This is a genomic window from Sphingobacterium sp. NPDC055346 (genome assembly GCF_053645235.1).
In genome coordinates this window covers 256,052-270,858 of the sequence record NZ_JBSHMI010000002.1, presented here as the reverse complement: position 1 = coordinate 270,858, position 14,807 = coordinate 256,052, and the positions used below count along the sequence as shown (strand labels likewise).

At 38.5% G+C, this 14,807-nt stretch carries 11 protein-coding genes; 7 read left to right on the top strand and 4 right to left on the bottom strand.

Translation table 11 applies throughout. The features are described from left to right. Positions 1–62 precede the first annotated feature (62 nt). The 4 genes from ACWICE_RS05425 to ACWICE_RS05410 all read right to left on the bottom strand — a co-directional run bounded on the left by ACWICE_RS05425 (position 63) and on the right by ACWICE_RS05410 (position 3,690). Positions 63–590, bottom strand: a complete 528-nt coding sequence (locus ACWICE_RS05425; RefSeq protein ID WP_454297819.1) for a GNAT family N-acetyltransferase — start codon at positions 588–590, stop codon at positions 63–65. 422 nt (positions 591–1,012) lie between these two features. After that, positions 1,013–1,378, bottom strand: a complete 366-nt coding sequence (locus tag ACWICE_RS05420; protein WP_093095758.1) for a VOC family protein — start codon at positions 1,376–1,378, stop codon at positions 1,013–1,015. 573 nt (positions 1,379–1,951) lie between these two features. Continuing rightward, entirely contained in the window at positions 1,952–2,563 is a 612-nt protein-coding gene (locus ACWICE_RS05415) for a hypothetical protein (RefSeq protein WP_093095756.1), read from the bottom strand. Between the two features lie 320 nt (positions 2,564–2,883). After that, the gene (locus ACWICE_RS05410) at positions 2,884–3,690 is read right to left on the bottom strand and encodes a helix-turn-helix domain-containing protein (protein WP_093095754.1); all 807 of its coding nucleotides are present in this window, start codon (positions 3,688–3,690) and stop codon (positions 2,884–2,886) included. Positions 3,691–3,948: 258 nt separating this feature from the next. Here ACWICE_RS05410 and ACWICE_RS05405 point away from each other — a divergent pair, with 258 nt between their 5' ends. The 7 genes from ACWICE_RS05405 to ACWICE_RS05375 all read left to right on the top strand — a co-directional run bounded on the left by ACWICE_RS05405 (position 3,949) and on the right by ACWICE_RS05375 (position 14,795). Further along, positions 3,949–4,239 carry a relaxase/mobilization nuclease domain-containing protein gene (locus ACWICE_RS05405; RefSeq protein ID WP_093095753.1) on the top strand — a complete coding sequence of 97 codons (291 nt, stop codon included), beginning with the start codon at positions 3,949–3,951 and terminating at the stop codon, positions 4,237–4,239. Positions 4,240–5,356: 1,117 nt separating this feature from the next. Then, a complete protein-coding gene (locus ACWICE_RS05400) occupies positions 5,357–7,654 on the top strand; it encodes a TonB-dependent receptor (RefSeq protein ID WP_454297818.1) in 2,298 nt (765 codons plus the stop codon). Positions 7,655–7,668: 14 nt separating this feature from the next. Beyond that, positions 7,669–8,253 (top strand): MotA/TolQ/ExbB proton channel family protein, encoded by a 585-nt coding sequence (locus tag ACWICE_RS05395; protein WP_454297817.1) that lies wholly within the window; start codon positions 7,669–7,671, stop codon positions 8,251–8,253. Then, entirely contained in the window at positions 8,250–8,588 is a 339-nt protein-coding gene (locus tag ACWICE_RS05390) for a DUF2149 domain-containing protein (RefSeq protein ID WP_093095748.1), read from the top strand. The genes ACWICE_RS05395 and ACWICE_RS05390 overlap by 4 nt, the downstream gene beginning before the upstream one ends. Before the next feature lie 3 nt (positions 8,589–8,591). Then, positions 8,592–12,554, top strand: coding sequence for a cobaltochelatase subunit CobN (locus ACWICE_RS05385; protein ID WP_454297816.1), 3,963 nt, complete (start codon positions 8,592–8,594; stop codon positions 12,552–12,554). Between the two features lie 574 nt (positions 12,555–13,128). Further along, on the top strand, positions 13,129–13,518 hold the full coding sequence (locus ACWICE_RS05380; RefSeq protein ID WP_093095744.1) for a plasmid mobilization protein: 390 nt from the start codon (positions 13,129–13,131) through the stop codon (positions 13,516–13,518). Continuing rightward, a complete protein-coding gene (locus tag ACWICE_RS05375) occupies positions 13,506–14,795 on the top strand; it encodes a relaxase/mobilization nuclease domain-containing protein (protein WP_093095742.1) in 1,290 nt (429 codons plus the stop codon). Before ACWICE_RS05380 ends, ACWICE_RS05375 begins: the two co-directional genes overlap by 13 nt. Positions 14,796–14,807 lie beyond the last annotated feature (12 nt).

Sequence of the window (14,807 nt, the reverse complement as noted above, 5' to 3'; positions counted from 1 at the left end):
ATTTAAAACAGTGGATGCATTAAAAACACCTCTCCTGTACTATAGAGCATCAATCCCGACAATCATCCGTAAAACTCATTTGGATATTCCACCATTCCCTGTACATTTTCCAATGCATTATCTGTCAATTCTATCAACATACAGTTTTTATCAGGAACATCAAAAGGTAGTTTTATCCCGTAATTTTTCATCATTTTGTATCCGAACTTCGGATAGTATTTCTCATGGCCTAATAATATTATAGATCCATAATTTAATTTTTTGGCTACTTCATGGGCCTTTTTTATCAGACCAGCACCGATCCCCATCCCTTGAAAATTTTTCAATACAGCCACAGGAGCTAAAGCTAAGGAAGATGTTACCTTTGAATTATTATCAATAATCTTAATTTTAGTCAGTAAAATATATCCAACGATCTGTTCATCTATTTCAGCTACCAGAGATAACTCAGGAATGAATGATTCGGATTTTCTTAACCTTTCATCTAAAAATTGTTCCTTGTGATCAGTGAATTTTTCACCTTTGAAAGCATTTTCAATTAGCTTGAAAACTTCCTTATAATCCTTTTTCTCTTCTTGTCGAATGTTCATCCTTTAAATTATTTGTTTAATAGATCTTGACCAATGAATCTTTTCATTTCTAACAGAAACCAATTGTTTTAGCAATCTGCAATATCCAGTTCAATGTGTTCTATATTAGATAAATATATCTGTCCATTTCTTACATTTCAATTTGGACCTTGTCGTTGGCAAATGGGTCGATTCAAACCAATCCATTGATTCCCAAAATAGGATGATTTAATGCAACGATTGATTGATTTTATGATATTCTTTTTGTTTAAAATCAGGAAAATATATACTATTGAATTATTGTCTCGAAACAATCCTAAATTTCATTTCTTTACCTATATTAATATAAAAGACTTTATTTCTTAGGCAGGCTTAAATTGGATATATGACTGTATAATAAATTTTAAGTCATTCTTTTCCAACTTAAAAAAGAAGAAACAACATCATCTTTCCTGCAAGTTATATACTGTTCCTGCAGGATCTTGGATCCAATGCATATTTTTGGGAAGTTCCTCAATTTCGTCACAAGTTTGAACACCCTGTGATTCTAAATAGCTTGTTGCCTCCTCGATATTAGGGACTGTAAGCTGTAACCAGGTTTCAGAATGTGTATAATTATCGACACAGTCCAACCAGATAACATTTCCACCAAATATTACCTCATGTGTTCTTGAGACTGTTGGATTACTAATCGGTTTCTCTTCTACAGTTAGTTTTAGAATATCTCTATAAAAAGCAATCGTACTCTCATATTTACTTTTGGGTATTTTTATGGCAATGTTAATACCCGCTTCAAATCTAGTTTTCATACGCCTGTTAATTAATATATTTCAGTATTTAATATTTCCTTTCATTCTAAGGAAATCCTTCATTTTCATTAGCTAAAAAATTCTGAAGATTTCGCCTATTGGGCTAAAAAACTGACAAGTTTTTTGTTATTTTAACAAATGAAATTGATTTGCATATATCCTTTTCCAACAAATCCTTCATCGTTATTAATAAAACCCCTTTCGAATATCTAGGTGTGACATTCAATAAAATACTTATCATTTAAAATTGAACGTGCCATCCCCACGCTTTCACCTTTGAGATAAAATATTCAATTCTACAATTATCAACGGAATGGGTTACATCTATAGTTTCAAATGTTTCACTACTCTCCTTTCCCAATTTACAACAGCTTTATGTCAAATAAACTCTATGTCCAAGATAATTTCGTATCTGTCAAAGCCTGCCAGTATGGAATTGGATGTTAATTTTATCCATTGCTTACTACATGTTCCAATAAGTCTGCTCAAGGGCGTGCTTCCTGAACCTTCAAAATGACCTGGAATGAAAAATTTGCCTAATTGGTGATTTCTCAAATAGTTTGATTACTCTTATTATTTTCTTAAGGGACCAATCTCCTTAACTATTTCACCATCACTGTTCATCATTTTTATCATGGGATTCCCCAAGGTGTCAACAGAAAGTATAATTCTAGGTTTTTCATCTGGACCATTAATTATCAAGCTAGAATTACCATTTTCGGTCATCAAGTTGATTCGATTTGTATTACCACCAATTTTGCCAGACAAGTCTTTATCATTAATTACAATCCCTGATTTATAGGTATTGGTCTTGTTATTTTGCTGGGTCAAGAAACCTATAGCATCCGCATTGTCATAATCAAATGCCAAAGCGTAGGTATTTGTTTCAGGATTTTTAGATATTGCAATCCCTCCACATTCATCACCTTTTTCATTATAAAATATAATCCCTGCAGGATTTAAAGCTCGCTTATATTTTTTGCCGAACAAAATGGGTGGTTCCATCCGCTCTTGATTGGAAATGATCATTCTGTTTATGCCATTGTCATCAACAATATTAATCCGTTTTACGGTAATTTCATCAAAATTTTCATTTAATGATTTAAAAGAATATAAAAGCATAAGAAAAGCCACTGTTACCGTTCCTGCATAAAATCCGATTAACATCTTGGTTATTTTTTTCATATTAAAATACATTATAGTTTTTTTAATTTACTGGTGCTAGCGCTTAATCATAAATCAGTAGGCAATTATCCGAGCATTTGAATTAGTTTTCTTCTAAAGATGCATGGCACCATGAAATAAGTAAACAAATAAATGGAATTTCAAAAACTAGAAATTGTAAAATATCATTTTTTTTCAAGAGAGTTAAATTTTGTCTTGACAAAATACACCAGTACTCTAGAAATATTAACTTGGGCTAATAAGCTTAAAATGAATTTGTTTTTTTGGAATATCATTTCCAAAATATCAATGGTTTATTCCTAAAGAAGAGATATGTTAGGTTACAGGAATTTAGATGGATTTTTGCCTGTAATAACTTTAAAATCTTTAATAAAGTGAGATTGATCATAGTAACCAGCATTTAGCCCCATTTCGGTAAGAGTGGTATATTTATATCCATTTTCAAATAGGTTCCTGAACCTCACAATGTTTGAAAATTTTTTCGGAGAAGTCCCTACTTGTTTCCTGAATTTTTTTTCAAAAGAATCCCGACTCACGGCTAATACATCTACTATTTTTTTAATGGAAGTAGAACCCTGACTATGAATGATTTCATTTACGGCTTCTTTAATGTTATCTTTTTTTTGCGTAAATAGGATTTCATCGAACAGGAATTTTTCAATCCTTTTTATCAGATCAGCATATTTACCCTGTTCAGCAAATATTTGCTCAATTTGGGACAATTGGTTTGGATTTAAAAAATTACTATAAGCAATAAACTTCTCAAAAAAATCATTTATAGGGCATCTAATTAAGGAAGGAGCCATCCCTGGATTAAAGATAATGGCAAATAAAGTCGTACCTTCAGAGAAATCAAAATGTAGAGAAGTTCTAGCTACACCAAAAGCAAAAGCCTTTGGCAATTTGATTGTTGCATCACCTTTTTGTTTCATTTCTATCGAACCACTAATGATATAGTTTAGAGATACAGATGTACTTGGCAGGGTTTCTAAGCTAACCAAATCTGAAGCCTCCACAATCAGGAATTCTTTGACATAATCTTTCAGCATCCGATCTGGATCGAATCGATATTCCTTTACTTTGCTAAACTGACCATGCTCAAAAAAAGCAATGTTCTTTCTCTCCATTTTAGTAAAATTCTAATTTCTCTTCCTTCCTATAATCAATAAGGCAACCTCCTGCCTCTCTTGCTATTCCGGGATTTTGTCTCTTCTTTTATATTGATTTTAGATAAAAATAACAATTTTACAACATATTTGGCCCGCTTTCAATTTCCTGCTTAAAATGAATTTCAAACTACCCTCAGCATAAGACTCTACCTATCTATTTGACGATAATGGATATGTGGACGTTCCATCCTCTGGATATCCCTGTACAATGATATTATGATTGATTTGGACAAAGCAAGGTTCCTTTCGGCTATAAATATTCCGAAGGAAGCGCACCAGCCGAGTTCTTCTTTGCTGTTGAATGGGCTGTTGCAGAAAGCAGCGTTGAACAGCAAGGTTACACGAAATATCGTTCACATTTCCTTGAACTTTGATCCAACCGAAAAGGATCTATCCGATGATAAGTTGATCGAGATCGCCAAAAGTTATATGGAAGGAATCAGCTTTTCGAATCAGCCTTTCTCATTTACCTACACCTCGATGCTGCACATCTTAATAATCATCTAGTAGATATAAATGTACCCTCCGATGGAAGTCACATTGAAATGCACAACATGGGTCGTAATACGACAGAAAAGATGAGGTGTTTGATTGAACGGGAATTCAATTGGGACAAAACAGGACAAAGGACGCTGAGGCTGTCTAATATTCCCAAAGGTAAAGATCTGGCAAGGTGCAACATGGATGGAGTGAGAACCGAGCAGCCATTCAGCATGTGCTTGAGGAAATGAAGCGATTAACTATACATTTTTTGATACCACCATTTTTCCTCGTGTATTGTGATAACAACACGAAAAAGGAAACCAGGGTACCCCAGCCAAAAACGGAATCCGTCATCAACGATACCGTTCCTTAATCTTTGTATTCAATTTTACCGGACGTCCGCAGGAGTTTTAGATTATTATTTTGCCAAAATGCCGTTAATCAAATGGTGGATATACTCCGAAATTGGTAGTTCATATTAAATAGATTTACGACACATTATACCAACAATAATCAATAGATAAATCCAATATCAATTGATCGCTACCTAAATGGTAGAACTAGTTGCTGATGCAAGGGAGGTTTTAGTGAAAGGTACAATTGAAAAGTAAGATAATTATTCAATAAAGTCAGACTGCGAAAATTGAATTGATATTCTAGGCGCACAACTCAATGCTTATAAACTTGACGTAAAACAGAAGCTAAGTTTTAAAAAGCTCGCATCAGCCTTTTAAAACCCATTCAGTGTCAAATTTAGTTTTCCTCTTCTAACGGGACATAACAACCAAGGGAAGGAAAAGTAAAATAACTAACAAGTGTTTTATTATGGATTAACATAACATTGGAAATTTGTTTTCTAATTAAGAAACTTAAAATGATGAATATTTATCAATAGGAATTGATAGAAATACATTCATGACTGGAAACAATGGATAGAGCTGAAAAGGAGATGGATGTTAAAGTGAAATAATTTGGAATTTTCCGAATGTGGGTGTATTGAGGGCCATGTGGATAAATTAGTTATTGCATCTTAGTTGCATTAATAAATTCTAGTATATATATTTGCAACATTATTGCATTTATAGGATTATACAATTATTTTATGTCTCATCTACTCTATCCATTACAAATTAAAATAAACTTGAAAGTTTATTTTACTGTTTTCCTTCTCTTTGCTTCAAATTTTTTAGCCTCATCCCAGGAAACGAATCGCAAGGTTTCAAATCAATTAACCGTTACCTTATTGGACAGCATTGGACAGCCTATTTCAGGTGCCACTATAAATCGTTTTGGGAAAGGCACCATTGCCATCAGCGACAAAAACGGAAATTTTAGCCTTTCCCTGAAAGAACCTATAAAAATTGAAATTAGGCACATTAATTTTGAAACCCTTTCAAAATCCATCTCAAAAGATGTGATTTCATCCGACCAGACCGTCCACTGGGTTTTAAAAAAGAAACCACAATTCTTAGATGCAATCACCGTCACTGCCTCTACCGTTTCCAGGGAACTACGTCAGGTTGCTTCCAGCGTTTCCGTTTTGCAAAACGATGACCCGGAGTTAAGCCAGATTCAATCTATTGATGAGGCATTGGCCTTTATTCCCGGGGTAATGGTGGATCGAAATCGAGGTTTGACTACAACGGGCACACATACGGGAGTTGTCCTTCGAGGGACTGGTGCTGCCAATCGCACCTTGGTTATGAAAGATGGCGTACCCATTAATGATGCCTATATCGGCGGAGTTTCGGAATGGAACAGCCTTGCTGCCAATAGTATAGAACGGATTGAAGTAATTCGTGGACCTGGCTCTTCCATTTATGGGTCTAGCTCCATGGGTGGGACGATAAATTTAATCACCCAAAGCCCCATTGAGCGACCAGTGCTAGGTGCGGAGGTACGATATGGCTCCATGAACACTTTCCAGGCAAGTGCCAAAGCCGGAAAAAAATTCGGCAAACGTTTTGGAGCAATAGCTTTTGCCGAATACAAAAGAACAGATGGCTACCAATATATGGCCGACGACCTCTGGAAAGAGTATTACCAGAAGCCAAAAATGGCATTATTAAATGTTAATAGCCGATTGACATACAATTTTGAAAACGGAGGCATTTTATTAGCCACGGCCGATTTCAATACCCAAGAACCTCTTTCCGGAACAACCACACTCTACGACGATTATACTTTCACCGGCAATTATCAGGTACGTTATAAAAACATGTCTGCCAAATTTGCTCCTGATGTCTTGATGTATTACAACGTCCAAAACCGAACCTCTCAAGCTTTAAACTGGAATATAAAGGATAATCAATACAACACAGAGAATTATAACTCCCATATCCCATTGGATACTTATGGAGTGATTGCCAAAGTAAGTCATAACTTTTGGAACAATGACCTAACTATCGGCGCTGATCTGCGCTTTACAGAAGTGGTTTCGAAGAAAAATTACGCTAATAAGGGCGATCAGAACTTCAACGGAAGGCAAGATTTCATCTCCTTTTTCTTAAATGACGATGTCAGCATCACACAGAAATTACATGTCAACTTAGGTCTTCGTTTTGACCATTGGGCAAACAGAAACGGGTATTTTTCCGATGATATCTCCGGAAAAGAAATCATTATCCAATACGACGACGCCACCTCCTCGGTTTGGACCCCAAAAATTGGTTTAACCTATGATGTTAGGCAGAACTTCCGACTAAGATCGGTTTATGCGACCGGTTTCCGTGCCCCTGGAGCCTATTACATGTATAATTCCACCGCATTGGGAAGTTCCTTCCGATTAGGAAATCCAGCCTTGAAACCTGAAAGAATGAAGTACTCTTTGGAATTAGGCACAGATTGGAAAGCTGTTGAAAACCTGGAATTATCAGGAACGGTATATACCTCCCAATACAGTGATTTTCTTTCTGCCATCCTGATTGATGCCTCCCAGGTACCGGATTATTTCGACCCTGGAAATTTACCAGTCAGACAATACATCAATATTGGGAAGGTGAACCTTTGGGGCTTGGAGAGTTCCCTAAAGTACCAGGTTAGTCCCTCGCTTTCAGTTCAGGGAAGCTATTTCCACAACCAATCGAAAATCAAAAGATATGAGACTAAACCTGGATATGAAGGAAAACAAATGAATGACAATCCGAATAACATTTATTCGGGTGCAATCATTTATGACAATCCAAAAATTGGGCAGGCAAGTTTCTGGGCACGACATTCTAGCTCTTACTTTGGGGATCTCGAAAATACAGAAGAGAAGAGAATGGATGCTGTCAGTCTCTTCGACCTAAAGTTAGCTAGACAAATAGGTCCTGTAGGTTTAAATTTTACCGTCAACAACCTGTTTGACAAACAATATTATGGGACCTACTCCTCCCCTACATCCTATTATTTCACACCAGGAAGGACTTTGTTGTTAGGTATTAATTATCAACTATAAAAGATATTTTAACTATGATTCAATTTATTGAGAACCTCTTGTTCCAAATTGGGAACCTCCTTCACATCCCGGTATTTCTTGGACTTATCCTTATGGTCATCTGGGTGGTTTGGTCACTTGGCACCTTTGTGGTGGAATGCTGGAATAACAAAAAGCAAAAACGCGTACATGAATTCCTGAGGAAAAACGATTCCGAAATCAAACGTATTTTTTCTCATCAGGAAGAAGCAGAGATTAATCTAACGGAATTGGTTCAAGGATGGGAGAAGAAAGAAAATGCCGAGTTGGACAAAATTAGATTTCTAGTAAAAATAGCCCCATCCCTAGGGTTGGTCGGCACATTGATTCCTATGGGACAATCTTTGTCCACTTTGGCAACAGGAGATATGTCGGCGATGGCAAATCATATGGTAACAGCCTTTACGGCGACCATCATTGGTCTGGTTTGCGGGATTGTCGCTTACCTGATCTCTCTCAAAAAGGAACAATGGTTATCTCGTGATTTTTTAACCTGTGAGGCGATCCTCGAACGTAGATTGCGAATTTCCCAAAAAGCAGACCAGTCATCTTTATTAAAAAAGGAATATTTAAAATCATGAGGAAATTATTGAGTAATAAATCTGAATATAGCCAGACTCCTTTGGAAGACCCTATTAGTGGAGTTGCCAATCTTTTCGATATCAGCATTGTATTAATTGTAGCTATGATAATCGCTTTGATGTCTGCACTGAATGTTCTCGACCTCCTTAATCCCGAAGCGGACATGACCTTGACCAAGAAAAATAAAGATGGTCAGATGGAAATCATCACTAAAAAAGGTAAAGAGATAAGAGTCCAAAAGATATATCCTGAGGAGGCCTCCGGACAGGGAGAACGTCTGGGAACCGCATACCAACTCGAGGATGGCCAGGTAATTTATGTTCCCGAAAAATAAATTATGAAAATGATCAAGAGTATCTATGGGTTATTATTGGTTTGGAATTTATTTTCATTCGCAACCCATGCCCAACAGCTTAAATCAAAAAACAGAATCGCCATATTGGTATCCGATAATTATAGTAAACCCTTATCAGACGCGATCATACAATTGGAAAAATTCCCTGACTTTGACCGTCAGTTTGAAGTTTTAACGGCGAATGAGGACCCCTCCAGTATAGAACAAGCAGACTTAGTCGTCTGCTATGTTCATACAGGTCAGGTCATCCAACGGTATACCGAAAAGCTGAAAGCCATTGTAAAACGTGGGGGGAAAGTTTATGCTGTCGGTATTACTCCTGAAGCTGCCAATTACCAAGCCTGGGGAATGCAATTTGACAGCAAGCTGGATAGTTATTTTGAGAATCCAAGTTCTGAGAACCTGGTTCGCATGGTACAACTTCTCTGCGACAGACATTTGGGAAGTTCCTTTCAACCTGAAGGTCCAATAACATTCCCTAACTATGCCATTGTAGACTGGCAAACCAATAAAATTTATCAAGATACCGTATCCTTTAAACGGGAGTTCCAAACCCTAGCAAATGCTCCCTGGATAGGGATTTACGGCTTTCGCTATGAGTTTGTCACGGGGCAATATGACTACCTGAAAACGTATGCTAAAGCACTCACTGAGCAAGGCTTCAATGTTTTGATGTTCTATGGATTTCCTCTGGACCATGCCGTACAACAGTTTTGCATCGATAGTCATGGCCAAGCAGGGATTGAGGTTTTGTTGAACACCTCCTCCCTGCCTGGCGGATCTCCGGAGAAATTATCCAAAATCTTCTCCAAATTAGGCGTGCCTGTAATCAATGGTATTACCTATGCCCAAAATAAAAAAGAATGGGACAACACTTCCATAGGTTTAAGTGTAGCTGATAGGAGCATGACCTTGGCACGCCCCGAAATCATGGGGCAAATCCAGCCTACCATTCTGGCAACGCAGGAAATACTGGTTGACAATTTGGGTAATTCTTATAAACAAAAAAAAGAACTGCCAGACCGTGTTCCGCATCTGGTAGAAAAGATTAAAGCCTGGGCTGCAATTAGAAAAAAGAGTAACGATGATAAGAAAGTGACCCTCATTTATTACAACGGTCAATCAGGGAAACACAATATTGGAGCGAGTTATTTAAATGTTCTACCGAAAAGTATATTTCATATTTTGGGATCTTTGGGGAATGAAGGTTATGATTTAGGCAGGCAGAAGATCACAGAAAAAGAAGTGTTCAACCGAGTCATGTCGGGTGGGAGGAACATTGGCACCTGGGCACCTGCTGAATTATCAAGAATGGTCCGAGAGGACCAACCCATTTTAATTCCGATAAAACAGTACAAGGAATGGTTTTCCCGATTAAACCCGGATTTCCAGGAACAGGTCATCAAGAAATGGGGAATCCCGGATTCATCCCAAATAATGACCTGGACAAATGGGAAACAACAAAAGTTTTTTGTCCTTCCACAAGTACGGTTTGGTCATATCAACCTTATGCCACAACCTGCCAGAGGTTGGGAGGAAAATGAGGAAGCCTTATTTCACGATGTGTCGCTACCGCCACACCATCAATACATTGCTTTTTACCTCCATCTTCAGCAAAAAGGAGAGACGGATGCGTTGATTCATTTAGGAACACATGGTACACTTGAATGGCTCTCCGGGCGTGAGGCCGGTATGGATGGAAAGGATGCCTCGGATGCCTTACTTGGCTCCATGATTAATATTTATCCGTACATCATGGATAATGTTGGTGAAGGGACCCAAGCAAAACGTCGTGGCGGGGCTGTCATTATTGATCACCTGACACCACCTTTTCAAAAAGCAGGGTTTCGACCCGAACTCCGGGAACTGGCCGGATCCATCAATGATTTTAATATTGCTAAAGAAAAAAGCCCGCTATTGGCTCAGGCGAACCTAAAATCGGTTAACCATTGGGCCAAGGAGGCTAATATTGCCAGGGATTTAAACATGAGTGAGGAAATATTGGAATCGGATATTCAAAAGCTGGAACATTATCTCCAAGAACTGAATGAGAAAATTACCCCGATGGGTATGCATACCTTCGGTATTTCTCCGACAAAAGAACAGGCTTTTTTGACCGCTGAGGCCATGGCAAGCAAACAGACGGGATTGTCCGCAAATCAAAAGGAAGAATTTATCGCGGAATATCTCGACAAGCTACTAAAAAGTGGACCTTCCGAGATGCAGGCTTTACTGGATGCGTTGGATGGGAAATACGTAGAGCCAGGTTTAGGAAATGACCCGATACGCAATCCAGATGCCCTCCCTACTGGTAAGAACTTTTATGCCTTTGACACTTCCAGAATGCCTTCTCCCGAAATATTTAAAAAGGGACAAGAGATGGCGGAACAGTTAATAAAACAATATACGGAGAAACATCATGGAGCCTATCCTGAAAAGGTTGCTTTCAATCTATGGTCTGTAGAAACCATTCGCCATGAAGGAATTATGGAATCACAGATACTCAGCCTGCTAGGTGTAAAACCTACCTACGATGGCTTTGGTAAGATCAGTGGACTTGAATTAATTCCTCGTGGCCATTTGAAAGGACCTCGGGTGGATATTGTGGTTACTCCATCAGGATTATATCGGGATATGTTTCCAAACATGATGACCATGTTGGATAATGCCGTTAGCCTAGCTTATTCTGCAGATGAAAAAGACAATATCATTAGAACGCATGTTGATGCAACACAACAGCAATTGGAAAAATCAGGCGTTAAGGATGCAGATCTGAGAAAACGACTGGCTTTGGTTCGACTTTTCGGTTCAGCGACCGGAAGCTATGGTATCGGTGTGGATAATGCCGTCCAGGCCACCGATAAATGGGAGGACAATAAAGAGATTGCCGAAGTCTATTTTAACCGTTCGGGACATCTTTATGGACAGGGATTCTGGGGTGTTCAAGAGGATCAAATTTCAGAGTTAAAGAGTCTCGCGCTCTCCATATTCAAAAAGGCGCTATCCGGAACAAATACCGTGGTACATAGCCGTTCAACCAATGTATATGGGGCTTTGGACAATGATGATTTCTTTCAGTATTTGGGCGGAATGACTTTAGCTATTAAGACCATTGATGGCAAGGAGCCTGATGTCATCATCAGTAACCTCATTGATCCTGCTAATTTAAGTCAGGAATCTTTGGGTAAATTTATTGGTCGAGAAATGAATACCCGTTATCTCAACCCGGAATGGATAAAAAAGATGATGGACGAAGGCTATGCCGGTGCGAGGATGATAGGTCAGGTGACCGATAATATGTGGGGCTGGCAGGCGACTACCGACCAGGCTATACGAGCGGAAGACTGGCAGCAATGGCATGATGTATATGTGGCTGACAAGTATGATCTGGATATTAAGAAACGTTTTGCAGATGCTGAAAACACTTATGCCTACCAAAACATGCTGGCGAAAATGCTGGAAGTCGTGCGAAAGGAATATTGGAAACCAGATGAAGAAACAAAAAAGAAGTTGATTTCATCCTATCTGGAAACCGTTGAAGCAACTGGACTTTCATGTTCTGGCCAAGTATGTAATAATGGAAAGCTATTAAAATACATCGAAAGCAATACGTATGGAGCTACAGAAAAAAACTCCTTATGGACTCTTCATCAACATTTGGGGAATATTTATTCGTTTCCTGAGCAGGCTCCTCTTGGTTCTCGCCCGAACCAAAAGAACATTTCAAAGCCAAGCAACCAAAACCCTAGAAAACAAAAGTCATCCGCAAAACCAGATGTATCACCTACAACTAACTCTACTGTCAAAGGATTTAAAATGGAGGAAAAAACCTTGTTAAAAAACAATAATACGAAGACATTTGATAAAGATTTGGATTGGCGAATCATCGTTGCATTAGGTGCTGTATTTACACTGGCTTTGTTTATTGAAAAAAGGCGGTCGTAATGGGAAAAGCGTCCGCAACATTCGCATTCAAACTTTCGGTATAATATCTTTATAAATTAGTAGGGATTGCTTCAGGATAAAGATTCATTTTCCTAGACCTGATGTTCCCTAGTATAAAGATAATGTTCGAATCGGCTACAGCAGAAAACAAAAGAAGCGATACTATATTTGAAAACAACCATGACAGCTAAATCTCTAACACTCATGAAAGTTATGAATACTAATTCCAAATACTTGTGAAACGTGGCAGGATTTGAACTTTTCTTTTTTTTTCCATTTTGTTTAATGCGACTTACGGATTTATCTTAAAGAATTGTAAGTTCCAAACTCCCTAAAAAGCTCTTTTGTAAGCTTTCCATAAAACATTAATATTGACCAAATCGATCCTAATCAATTATTAATTAGGTTTTATAAATAAGAAATTCTTATTATAGATTTAACGAAATGGATTGCTGATTCTTTTGCAATCGGCAAGATGTCCGGTTGTTAAACAACCGCAATAATAAACTTGACTCGAAACTCGTGGTTTTGTGGATTTAGGTGTTTTGATGGAATTGTGCAGAAAGGGAATGTAATGGATAGAAAAAATCAAAATAGAAACAGAATCGTTGGTGTTCGGTTAACAGTTTCTGAATTCCATAAATTGGAGCAGCAGTGGCGAGGTTCAACCTGTAGAAAGCTGAGTGAATATGCTCGTTCGGTTTTGTTAGGAAAGCCAATTATCAGGTCCTATCGCAATAAGTCCTTGGACGAGAGCATGACCCTGCTCATTCAGCTTCGTAATGAACTCAATGCCATTGGAATCAATCTCAATCAGTCGGTAAAGAAGCTGCATACCTTCTCTCCTCAATCAGATCTGAAGTCTTGGATCCTGAATCATCAGCTCCAGGCTAGGTTACTTTCCAATAAACTAGCGGAGATTAAATTGCTCATTCAAAAGATGGGGGAAACATGGTTGCAGTGATCAAGACTGGAAGTTCCATCCGCCGGATATTTTTGTACAATGAAAACAAAATTGAGCTTGGAGTGGCAAGGTGCCTCTCCGCTATAAATTATCCGATGGAGGCGCACCAGATGAATGCCTCCATGCGGTTGAATAGGCTCTTGCAACAAGCTGCCTTGAACAGTAAGGTTATGCGCAATAGCGTTCACATTTCCTTGAACTTTGATCCGACCGAAAAGGATCTATCTGATGATAGGTTGATCGAGATCGCTAAACGTTATATGGAAGGGATCGGTTTTTCGGATCAGCCCTTTCTCATTTACCGGCACTTTGATGCTGCACATCCTCATATTCATATAGTAAGTATCAAGGTACGCTCAGATGGAAGTCGCATCGACATGCACAACATGGGCCGCAACCAATCCGAAAAGATCAGGTCTTTGATTGAGCGGGAATTCGATTTGGTCAAAGCAGGTCAAAGTACGCTGAAGTTGTCGCATATTCCCAAAGGTATAGATCTCACCAAGGTACATTATGGACGGAGTGAGACCCGAGCAGCCATTCAGCATGTATTGGAGGAGGTACTGAATTCCTACAGCTTTAGTAATCTCCATCAGTTGAATGCCATTCTTCGACAGTTCAATGTGCTAGCAGACCGAGGAAGCGAACGTTCTAGGATCTATACCAACAAGGGTTTGCTGTATCGTCTAATGGATGAGCATGGTAATAAGGTTGGCGTCCCAATCAAGGCTAGTGATTTATTCAGCAGACCCACATTAAAGAATTTACAGGGTCGCTTTGAGCAAAAGCAACCATTTCGAAAGCAGCACAAGGTACGGACAATATACTCCATCGATAAGGCCATGCTGGGGCAATTTAAGGATATCGAGGAATTTAAGGAAAGGCTTAAACGACAGGCCATTCATGTGATGCTCCGAGAAAGTTCCAGTGGGATTGTTTATGGCATTACCTATGTAGACCACAAGAACAAGTGCGTATTCAATGGAAGCGAGCTTGGCAAGCAATACAGTGCCAAGGCTATATTAGCACGATTGGCTGATCCAGTCCTTGAGAAGAATTCCATAAAGCTTCAGGACCATCCTTTCGTTAGGTTGAATATTGCCCCAGCTAGATCCGAACCAAATAAGGTTAATGGTAGGTCTGGAATTACGATGAAGGTTGTTTCGATAGCTAAGAACCCTTTTGAAACACTTTTCAATGTCCCAGATTCCGCAGATTACATTCCCCATGCCTTTAAGAAACGAAGGAAAAAGAAGAAGCGAAAAATCCAGTATTGATGGTTTGAGAAG

Bases quoted from the DNA above. Each gene is read 5' to 3' on its own strand.
- ACWICE_RS05425 (WP_454297819.1), bottom strand. From the start codon at position 590: ATGAACATTCGACAAGAAGAGAAAAAGGATTATAAGGAAGTTTTCAAG.
- ACWICE_RS05420 (WP_093095758.1), bottom strand. From the start codon at position 1,378: ATGAAAACTAGATTTGAAGCGGGTATTAACATTGCCATAAAAATACCC.
- ACWICE_RS05415 (WP_093095756.1), bottom strand. From the start codon at position 2,563: ATGAAAAAAATAACCAAGATGTTAATCGGATTTTATGCAGGAACGGTA.
- ACWICE_RS05410 (WP_093095754.1), bottom strand. From the start codon at position 3,690: ATGGAGAGAAAGAACATTGCTTTTTTTGAGCATGGTCAGTTTAGCAAA.
- ACWICE_RS05405 (WP_093095753.1), top strand. From the start codon at position 3,949: ATGATTGATTTGGACAAAGCAAGGTTCCTTTCGGCTATAAATATTCCG.
- ACWICE_RS05395 (WP_454297817.1), top strand. From the start codon at position 7,669: ATGATTCAATTTATTGAGAACCTCTTGTTCCAAATTGGGAACCTCCTT.
- ACWICE_RS05390 (WP_093095748.1), top strand. From the start codon at position 8,250: ATGAGGAAATTATTGAGTAATAAATCTGAATATAGCCAGACTCCTTTG.
- ACWICE_RS05385 (WP_454297816.1), top strand. From the start codon at position 8,592: ATGAAAATGATCAAGAGTATCTATGGGTTATTATTGGTTTGGAATTTA.
- ACWICE_RS05380 (WP_093095744.1), top strand. From the start codon at position 13,129: ATGGATAGAAAAAATCAAAATAGAAACAGAATCGTTGGTGTTCGGTTA.
- ACWICE_RS05375 (WP_093095742.1), top strand. From the start codon at position 13,506: ATGGTTGCAGTGATCAAGACTGGAAGTTCCATCCGCCGGATATTTTTG.